At 36.9% G+C, this 5,108-nt stretch carries 5 protein-coding genes and 1 pseudogene; all 6 read right to left on the bottom strand.

Annotated features, from left to right (window positions below):
* Positions 1-225 precede the first annotated feature (225 nt).
* Positions 226-939, bottom strand: coding sequence for a 5'-3' exonuclease (locus tag HNR63_RS13755; protein WP_246316815.1), 714 nt, complete (start codon positions 937-939; stop codon positions 226-228).
* Between the two features lie 183 nt (positions 940-1,122).
* On the bottom strand, positions 1,123-2,307 hold the full coding sequence (locus HNR63_RS13750) for a YhgE/Pip domain-containing protein (RefSeq protein WP_220127533.1): 1,185 nt from the start codon (positions 2,305-2,307) through the stop codon (positions 1,123-1,125).
* Positions 2,308-2,385: 78 nt separating this feature from the next.
* Entirely contained in the window at positions 2,386-3,135 is a 750-nt protein-coding gene (locus HNR63_RS13745) for an alpha/beta fold hydrolase (RefSeq protein ID WP_181521081.1), read from the bottom strand.
* Between the two features lie 128 nt (positions 3,136-3,263).
* Positions 3,264-3,845 carry a TetR/AcrR family transcriptional regulator gene (locus HNR63_RS13740; protein ID WP_181521079.1) on the bottom strand — a complete coding sequence of 194 codons (582 nt, stop codon included), beginning with the start codon at positions 3,843-3,845 and terminating at the stop codon, positions 3,264-3,266.
* A gap of 245 nt (positions 3,846-4,090) precedes the next feature.
* Positions 4,091-4,393, bottom strand: coding sequence for a hypothetical protein (locus HNR63_RS13735; RefSeq protein ID WP_181521077.1), 303 nt, complete (start codon positions 4,391-4,393; stop codon positions 4,091-4,093).
* 178 nt (positions 4,394-4,571) lie between these two features.
* A pseudogene (locus tag HNR63_RS13730) lies at positions 4,572-5,108 on the bottom strand (hypothetical protein); the annotation flags it as partial.

Genomic DNA, 5,108 nt, shown 5'->3' with positions numbered 1-5,108 from the left:
GACAAAGCAAAAAAACAAAATAATTTGTTTCCTTATCGCAACCATGTACACCCTCCCATTTCAAAAAGAATTTACAAAATAATCATAAAAAAAAACAAACATCCGTCAACCCCTTTTTTAGAATAAATTGTATATAAAGAAACAAAAAACCACCCTACAATAAAGGGTGGCTCACATGAGAAGAAACGCGAATTGTTTGTTTTTTTGTTAGCTCTTCATCGACTGTTAATAGCTCTTTTTTCTCCCAGCTAACAAAATAGTCTTCCCATAAAACGTGACACGAGTGATCGTCAACTTCAAGTACGATACCACGCGCACCATTGGGGGGTGACAGGCACCGTTCCTTATGCCACGTACACCTGGATAATTGTCGCTCGGATCGCCCATGAGCGCTTTGACATCGATTAGCTGCTGTGGCTGAATCCCTTTTTCTTCAACAAAACGGTCGAGCGTATACGCTTCGTAGTTGCCGATTCCTTTAGCCAATAAGTAAACCGTGACACGCTCGGAAAGAAGCTGAAATAAATCGCGATCTCCGGTCATAATCGAAATGTGCATCTCCTCACGATATTGCTTCACAAGCGAACCGATGCAATCGTCCGCTTCGGCATTCAGTACACCGACATTTGGTATACCTAGCATCGCGACCACTTCTTTTGCCAAATCGAACTGTGGAATTAATTCATGCGGCGGCTCGCCACGATTCGCCTTATAGTCCGGAAACCATTCTGTGCGAAACGTCGTACTTCCCATATCCCAACAACAAACGACATGCGTCGGTTGAAGCGCATTTGTCGCCGCTTCAATATGTTTCACTACCCCATATACCGCATTCGTCGGCACCCCACGGCTATTCATCATCCATCGCGGCGCTGTCGCATAAAACGACCGAAACAATAACGCCATCCCGTCAATCAACAACAAATGTTCTCGTTCCATCACTCGTTATCCTTTCTATGTATCGATGAAACAAGTATAACAAAAAACCACCCCAGATGGGATGGTGGAAATGTTGAACGTTCACCTACCGCGCTTTTGTTGGTAATCTCAGTGAGCACCACGAACGAAAGTTTCTAATATTTCCCAAGTTAGTCCATGAATTGTCCACAAAAAATATTTTACTCACATTTCCGAGGATTTAAATTTGTCCCGCATAGAAAATACAATTTGTATCACAATAGCCATTGCTAACAATACCGAAATGATTATACTTAAATGTTTCAAGTCTGAACCAAGATCTCCCCCACCATAAATCAAGCTAAAATAACTGTTTACACCATAAGTTGCAGGAAGCAAATGACCAAGCTCATAATAAAAAGATGGCAATAACTCTCGTGGTACCATCGCTCCTGAACTTGCAATTTGAATGGCTGTTAAAGCAATATTAAAAATCATACCTGGAATTCCAAATAACATAACAAAAACTTGAGATAAAGCTAAAAAGCTAAAGAAAAGAATCGACTGAAATCCCCATAAAACAAAAAAGTTATGATTCAATTCAATATGAAACAGATTCATTAAAAAAATGCTTAATAAAGAGATCCCGAGCGCTAATACAATATTAATCATCTGTCTACCAACAAAAAGTGAAAATCGACCATACTCATTAACTAACCTTCCATTTGCAATCTGCAAATATTGACTAATAAGCATGGCGCTAATATAGGAGGCTAATACAATTAATAACGGAACCATCGTAATAGCAAATCCTTCTTTTCCATTTGTCTTTACTATATTAGCCGCTATAGGATTCATTTTCATATTTTTCTGAACCATATCAACAACTTGAGTAGCTATGTCTTCGACCATTGCTTTCGTTTTTTCATCGGGAACTTTTTCTGTGACTAACTGTGGAATCCTTTTTGCCATCTGGTTATTTATTGTTTCTCTAAATTGATAGTTAAGAGCATCATTAATTTTATTCGCTGCTTTTTCCATCATTTGTTTTGTTAAAGTTGGAGTGGCTTGATTAATGTAATAATCGATTGTTATATTCTCATTTACTGTCAATTTTTCTATTATTCTATCAGGGAGATGAATAACCATATTGACGTTTCGTTTATCTAAGGCTTCAAGTGCTTGATTTAACGCTTCAAACACTTTTAATCGAAACAAATTTCTATCCTTCAACTCCTTTATAATTTCTTTTCCAAGTTCATCATTACTAACAACCGCTACTGAAAATTGATTTGTTCGATCGTAGACACCATCATAGGCAGTTAACCATACAGTAACAAATATAAGTTGAAAAGCAATCGCTGCGGCAATTCCCACTAATGTTTCTTTCTGTTTGAAAAAACTTTTCATGATTTTCACTCATGTTTCCTCCCTTTAATATCCAGTTTTATGACTGACCGTCAGTCTTTATTGGACACTATGAATTGATTACATATGGTGTGCCAATACACTCTTTATAAAACTCTCTACAGATTCCCAAAATGCTTTAGGTTTTTCCAGCATCGGACTATGACCACTATTTTCAATAACCTTTAATTGTATCTGTGGATTGAGAGGAATTGAACTTTTCCAAGGTTCAATTGGTGAAACTTTGTCTTGATCTCCCCATAATAGTAATATTGGACACTTTATCTTAGGCAAAATTATCTTAGCGTCATAGCGATCTGCTTCCTTTGCTAATCGAATCATATTTAGAAAATTGCGTTTATCACTAAAAAACTCAGCTACAAGAGCTAGTTGTTCATCAGTGATACATTGTTGATTTACAAATAACTTCTCTTTTAAATCAACAAACCACTTTTTCAATCTTTCCTTGCTTCCTATTTTCGGTGGTCCAATACCCAGATTCGTGCTTCCCATACCTGGTGCACCACTCACAACGATTGCAGCTACTTTTTCTGGGAGTGATGAAGCTAAATCCATAGCAAGCAAACCACCTAAAGAATTACCTATAACAATTGCTTTATATTCAATGAACTCGTTTAAAAACTTGATGAACATTTCACGTAACTCACTAATTTTATGACCATAAGCAGAAAGTGGCTCTCGTAAACGAATAATATTGTATTCGGTTTTAGAAGAATATGAAGCAACATCTCCCCATATCCAATCTCCAGCAAACAAGCCAGAGATAAGTAATATAGGAATTCTATTTCCTTCTGATTTAAAACTTTCCATACTTTCCTCCCTCCTCGACACCATACTGACGGTCAGTCATATAAGTATTATATTCCATTTTTTGATAACATTCAAGTACGACATCAGCAAAAATACATATATGCCCGAACAAAGCTTTTAAGGTCATATCATCGCCCTTTTAGTGCCTTTCTCAGCAATGAATCAATAGTATGAAGATAATCATCTATACAGTAATCTGAATGGTAAATAAAACAGTCATGAGCTACATGTTCCACCATACCAACAATTAGTACGGCAGTCATTTCAGCATTCAACTTACGGTTAAACTCACCCGATTTTTGACCATTTTCGATTAGGGTCTTTAGAAAATTATAGTATGGAATGCGAATTTCTTTTTCTGCTTTCCACTGATCTGTCTTAAATGCACTAACTGCATTAAATATCGGAAAAACATCGTGGTAACTTTCCATTACAATAAATGCCGTTTTAATAACTTGGACAAGCTTTTCAAAATGATTCGCCTTCAAGTTGATTACTTTTTCAGCTTCAGAAAGTATTTTCCCCTGCATTTCACGTACTAAGGCAAGAACTAAGTCTAATTTCGAAGGAAAGTATATATAAAAAGTACCTTTTGCAACACCCGCCATTTCAGCTATTTCAGACACTTTTGTATCATCGAACCCTTTCTCCGCCAAAACAGTCCTTGCAGCAGTTAAAATTTCTTGATAACGTTCAGTTTTTCCAGTCATTTGATACTTACCCTCCTACTAATATAAAAATCACAGAAAAGAGCACCCTTCCTGAGAATTGTACGGAACGACACAAACAAACTCAGAAAGTGCTTTCCATGAAAAAGCATACCACACTCTTGGAAGTGATGCAAAAGGTGTTGCAAACAATAACATTAACCCATGACGCTCAGCTAGCATCATGGGTATAAATTGCATACAAAGAAACAAAAAACACCCCGAATGGGATGGCAGAAGTAATGAAACTAGCCTTCTGCCAATAATCTTCTTCCGATATCATATCCAACTGCTCCCACGTAAATCGGTACGACAAAAGCAACCGACGGATAAAACGGAATGGATACAAGCGTTGCGACGATAAAAACGACTGCCGAATGAAATTTCTTATCGAAAAACAGGAGAATACCTTCTGTTACCGCACAAACAAGCAAAATAAGCAACAACGCAAGCGGAAAAACAGCCCACGCAAAAGACCATGAACTGAATAGTGAAAGCGTCAAGAAAAACAACACAATCGACAGGAAAACTTTTTTGAAAAATACTTTCATAACTCACTTCCTTTTATTATCTGGATAAAAGAAAAAGAAGAATGAAAATGCATGTGTAAAATAGTATCTTTTCTCGCGGTTTTCCTTTTCGTTCAATAAGCGCATACAACAAAAACGTAATAACAAGCGAGTATAAAAGTTTAAACATCATACAAAATAAACCACCTTATTCTCACAATTATTGACTTTTAATTACAGTTGCAAGCTCGTATGCGCGTTGAATATCTGCATGAGCAGAATTTGAAACACTAATCATATTTGCAGCAATAACTGAAGCAGATCCTGCAGCAGTTAAGGCACCGAAAATGGTACTAACTGTTAGTACAGCTACGCCTAATGCTCCCATTAATGCGGCAGCTTCAATTAATAAGGTACTCCTAGATGAGCTAATCGTGTCAGCTCTTGTCATAAAAGAGGAAACTAATCCACCTTGACTCCCTTGCAAATAGTTGTGTTTTGAAATGGTGGTTCCTGAAATTACTGCAGAAGAATCTAGCATAAAAGCGTTCAATCCACCTTCCCAATACCCCTTCATCTTAGCTGCTCTCAACCAATAGCCACCTCTAGAAGACTTATAATAGTAAGTTACCCAAGATAATCCTCCACTACTTGTGGAAGTAATAGAATTTTGTTCATGAAACAACTGCTGATTATTATATTTGTTAATGTCTAAAGATAACTTTTCTATTTCCTCAATATACTTGTCATATGTTAG

Source organism: Anoxybacillus ayderensis (assembly GCF_013761015.1).
Classification (GTDB): Bacteria; Bacillota; Bacilli; order Bacillales; family Anoxybacillaceae; genus Anoxybacillus; species Anoxybacillus ayderensis.
This window is presented reverse-complemented; position numbering and strand designations above follow the sequence as displayed.